Below are 4229 nucleotides of genomic sequence, written 5' to 3'. Positions count from 1 at the left end.
GAGGCCCTGACGGTCGGCGACGCCTGACCGGTCGTCTACTCTCGGGAAGAGGTGTTCGGGCAGCCGCTCGAGCACCTCCTTCTCGTATGCCGGCTCGTATGCCGCCCCTTCGCTCCCCGGCGAAGTGGCCGTGGCGACGCGAGCGGGAGGGTCACGTCAGGCCAGCAGGTCGACGACGTCGACGTCGCCACGGCGGCGGCGTCCGCCCCTGATGTCGTAGGAGTCGAGGAGCAGCTCGGCGAGCTCCGCCCGGTCGAGCCGGTCGAGGAGCGCCCACAGGGTCACCCGATAGCGGAAGGTCGCGACGTGCGGGAACGTGTCGCGCCGGTCGGCGACAGCGTCGGCGAGGTCCATCTCGCCGCTCCAGACCTGGACGAGCTGCCGATCCTCGTCGTCCCAGCGCAACCGTGCGAAGGGGTGCCGCCCGGCGTACCACGCCGGTGATCCCTCGTGCGCCGCGCCGAGCACCGCCCCGGGCAGGCGCCCGGCCATGCGGTCGACATCGTCCCACGTCGCCATTCCCCGACGGTAGCGCCGGGCGGTCAGTGGAAGGTGATCGAGTTGCTGCCGCCGCGCAGGGCCTCGTAGCCCTCCGGGTCCATGGCGAGCGCCGCGCGGCGGGCCTTGCTGCGGTAGCGGAGCACCTGGATGATCCCGAGCGCCCAGACGAGGTACTGCACCGCCATGGCCGGCCGGAACGAGTCGATGCTCCAGGTCGGCGGGCCGCCCGGCGAGACGTGGTCGAGCACGATCCCGATCAGGGCCACGGCGGCGAGGGTCGCGATGAAGCCACCAGTGTTGACGATGCCCGTCGCGCTGCCGATCCGGGTCGGCGGGTTGAAGGTTCGGGCCAGGTCGAAGCCGATCATCGAGCCGGGGCCACCGGCCGCGACGAGGACGACGAGGACGACGAGAAGACCCAGCGGCGCCCGCCCGGGCCAGAGCAGCACGACCGTCCACGCGGCGATGCTGACGGCGACGATCCACAGCACGAACGTCGAGCGCGAGAAGGGGAACCGCGCCGTCAGCGAGCCGAACACGACGCTGAAGACCATCGTCGCAGCGACCATGATCATGAGCAGCAGGCTGGCGGCGAAGGGTGAGAGCCCCTCCCCCGAGACGAGGAACGGGTAGCCCCAGAGCAGGGTGAAGAGGTTCGCCGAGAACTGCGACGTGAAGTGGCTCCACAGCCCGAGCCGAGTCCCCGGCACGTCCCAGGCCGACTTGAGCGTCCGGGCCAGGGCCCGGAGACGCAGCTCGTCCCGGGCCTGGTCGTCGTAGGGGCTGTCCCGCACGAGGACGACGACGAGCACTCCTGTCAGGGCACCCACCGCCGCGGACACGGCATACGACGGCGTCCACCCGAAGTAGTTGAGTGCAGCGGCGAGCGGCCCGGCGGCGAGGAGCGCGCCGAGCTGGCCGAGCAGACCGGTCATCTGGGTCACCATCGGCGAGCGCCGCGGCGAGAACCACAGGGCCACGATCCGCATGACGGAGATGAAGATCATCGCGTCGCCCATGCCGAGGAAGACGCGGCACACCAGCGCGGCACCGAGCGAGTCGACGAACGCGAACGCGAGCTGCGCGACGGTGAGGAGCGTCAGGCCGACGCCGAGGAGCCGCTTCGAGCCGTAACGGTCGAGCAGGGCACCGACCGGCAGCTGCATCGCGGCATACACGGCGAGCTGGACGATCGTGAACAGCGAGAGCTGCGAGCTGCTGATGTCGAAGCGCTCGGCCGCCTTCAGCCCGGCGACCCCGAGGGAGGTGCGGTGGAAGACGGCGAGCACGTAGACCGCGATGGCACTGGCCCAGACGAGCCAGGCCCGGCGGCCGTCGATCGCATAGCGCTGGACGCCACCGAGGCCCCGGCTCACCGCCGCCCCCGACGCACGAGCGCGGTGCTCACTGTGTCATCGGGATGGCCGGCTCCGGCGCCTTCGGGACGCAGTCGACGATCGCCTTGGCGACCGTCTTGCTCATGTCGGGGTGGAAGACGCTCGGGATGATGTAGTTCGGGTTGAGCTGCTCGTCGGTCACGACGGACGCGATCGCCTCGGCGGCCTGGATGAGCATCTCGGTCGTGACGTCCGTGGCGCGGGCGTCGAGCAGTCCGCGGAAGACACCCGGGAAGGCGAGGACATTGTTGATCTGGTTCGGGTAGTCGCTGCGACCGGACGCGACGACCGTCGCCCGCTGCGTGGCCTCGAAGATGTCGACCTCGGGGTCCGGGTTGGCGAGGGCGAACACGACCCGCTGGTCGGCCATCTCCTCGATCCACTCGGGCTTGAGGATCCGCGGCGCGCTGACCCCGATGAAGACGTCGGCGCCCTGGAGACCGTCGCGCAGGGTCCCCCGCAGGCCGCGCGGGTTGGTCCGCTCGGCCAGGCGCTGCCAGGCCGGAGTGAGCGACTCGTCGTCCTTGTTGAGCAGGCCCGGACGGTCGTAGACGGTGACGTCGACAGCGCCCGCCGCAAGCAGCAGCTGGACGATCGCGGAGCCGGCCGCACCGCCGCCGGAGACGAGGATGCGGGCCTCGGGCAGGGGCTTGTCGATGACGCGCAGCGCATTCGTCAGGGCCGCGAGGACGACGATCGCGGTGCCGTGCTGGTCGTCGTGGAAGACCGGGATGTCGAGCCGCTCGCGCAGCTTGGCCTCGATCTCGAAGCACTTCGGGGCGGCGATGTCCTCGAGGTTGATCCCGCCGAAGCCGGGCGCGATGAGCTCGACCGCGCGGACGATCTCGTCGGCATCAGTCGTGTCCAGGCAGATCGGCCACGCGTCGATGTCTGCGAAGCGCTTGAAGAGAGCCGCCTTGCCCTCCATGACGGGCAGCGCCGCCTGCGGGCCGATGTTGCCCAGACCGAGGACCGCCGTGCCGTCCGTGACGACCGCGACCGAGTTGCCCTTGATCGTCAGGCGCGGCACGTCCTCGGGGTGCTCGTAGAGCGCCATGCTGACGCGGCCCACGCCAGGCGTGTAGGCCATCGCCAGGTCCTGCCGGTTGCGGAGGTTGACCTTCGACTGGACGCTGATCTTGCCGCCGAGGTGGAGCAGGAAGGTCCGGTCGGAGACCTTGTGCACGCGCACCCCGTCGAGGGTCTCGATGGCCGTGACGATCTCGGCGGCGTGGTCGGCGTCGGACGCGGAGCAGGTCAGGTCGATGACGAGCCGGTCGGGGTGTGAGTCGACGATGTCGAGCGCGGTCGTGATGCCCCCGCTGTCCGCCACCTTGATCGCGAGCTGCCCGATGACGGCCGGGTCCGTCCCGGCGTGGATGCGGACGGTGATGGAGTAGGAGGCGGTAGTGGCCTTCGCACGCTGGATCGACTCAGTCACGTCGGACATGTTCCCACCGCCCGGGACGCCCCCGCGAATCCGTCCGTATGCCGCCCACCTCCGTCTCAAGGGACCGCACACGGGTGCGACGCGTGCGGCTGAACGCTCACTCGACGGACACGAGTGACCAGTTCGCCCCATGTGTCACCGAACGCGCTCGCGCCCGGGACAATGGCCGCGTGACCACACCCGGCGAGCAGGTCGACCAGACCACCCCCACCAGGCGCGACAGTGGCCTGACGCTCGCCGAGGTGGGCGCGCGCGTGGAGGCGGGCCAGACGAACGCGCTGCAGGAGCGCACCTCGCGCTCGTTCGGTGAGATCTTCCGCGCCAACGTCTTCACCCGGTTCAACGCGATCCTCGGCGCGCTCTTCGTCCTGGTCATGACGACGGGCAGTTTCGCCGACGGCCTGTTCGGCATCGTCCTCGTCATCAACTCGGCGATCGGCATCGTGCAGGAGTACCTCGCCAAGCGGAAGCTCGACCGGCTGGCCCTGCTCAACGCCCCGCGAACCCGGGTGGTGCGCGAGGGCCGGCTCAGCGACATACCGACCCATGAGGTCGTCCTCGGTGACCTCATCGAGCTGCGGACAGGCGACCAGGTTCCCGCGGACGGGCGGCTGCTGAGCGCGACCGGGCTCGAGCTCGACGAGTCGAACCTCACCGGCGAGGCGGACCCGGTCCACCATCCGGCAGGTGACGAGATCCGTTCGGGCACGACGGTCGTGGCCGGGATGGGCCGGTTCCACGCGAGCGCGGTCGGGGCCGACGCCTACGTCAACAAGATCGCCGCCGAGGCGCGACGCTTCACCCGCACGCACTCGGAGATCCAGGCGTCGATCAACCGGCTGCTGACCTACATCACGTGGGTCATCATCGTCGCGCTGCCG

The 4229-nt window shown here is 70.3% G+C and carries 4 protein-coding genes; 1 reads left to right on the top strand and 3 read right to left on the bottom strand.

The window, feature by feature from the left end:
• Window positions 1-156: 156 nt before the first annotated feature.
• The 3 genes from ACTHJJ_RS13970 to ACTHJJ_RS13960 are packed head-to-tail and all read right to left on the bottom strand — an operon-like array spanning window position 157 to window position 3348.
• Window positions 157-519, bottom strand: a complete 363-nt coding sequence (locus tag ACTHJJ_RS13970) for a hypothetical protein (RefSeq protein ID WP_440303546.1) — start codon at window positions 517-519, stop codon at window positions 157-159.
• 23 nt (window positions 520-542) lie between these two features.
• Entirely contained in the window at window positions 543-1877 is a 1335-nt protein-coding gene (locus ACTHJJ_RS13965) for an MFS transporter (RefSeq protein ID WP_440303545.1), read from the bottom strand.
• A 28-nt stretch (window positions 1878-1905) separates the two neighbouring features.
• Window positions 1906-3348: an NAD-dependent malic enzyme gene (locus ACTHJJ_RS13960; protein WP_440303544.1), complete on the bottom strand. Its 1443-nt coding sequence runs from the start codon at window positions 3346-3348 to the stop codon at window positions 1906-1908.
• Window positions 3349-3518: 170 nt separating this feature from the next.
• On the opposite strand from ACTHJJ_RS13960, the gene ACTHJJ_RS13955 reads away from it, so the two are divergent.
• A partial coding sequence (locus ACTHJJ_RS13955; RefSeq protein WP_440303543.1) for a P-type ATPase occupies window positions 3519-4229 on the top strand: 711 nt, incomplete at its 3' end.

The organism is Intrasporangium sp. (assembly GCF_051961875.1).
GTDB lineage: Bacteria > Actinomycetota > Actinomycetes > Actinomycetales > Dermatophilaceae > Intrasporangium_A.
The sequence above is the reverse complement of the archived record's forward strand: the minus strand, read 5'-3'. Positions and strand labels throughout refer to the sequence as shown.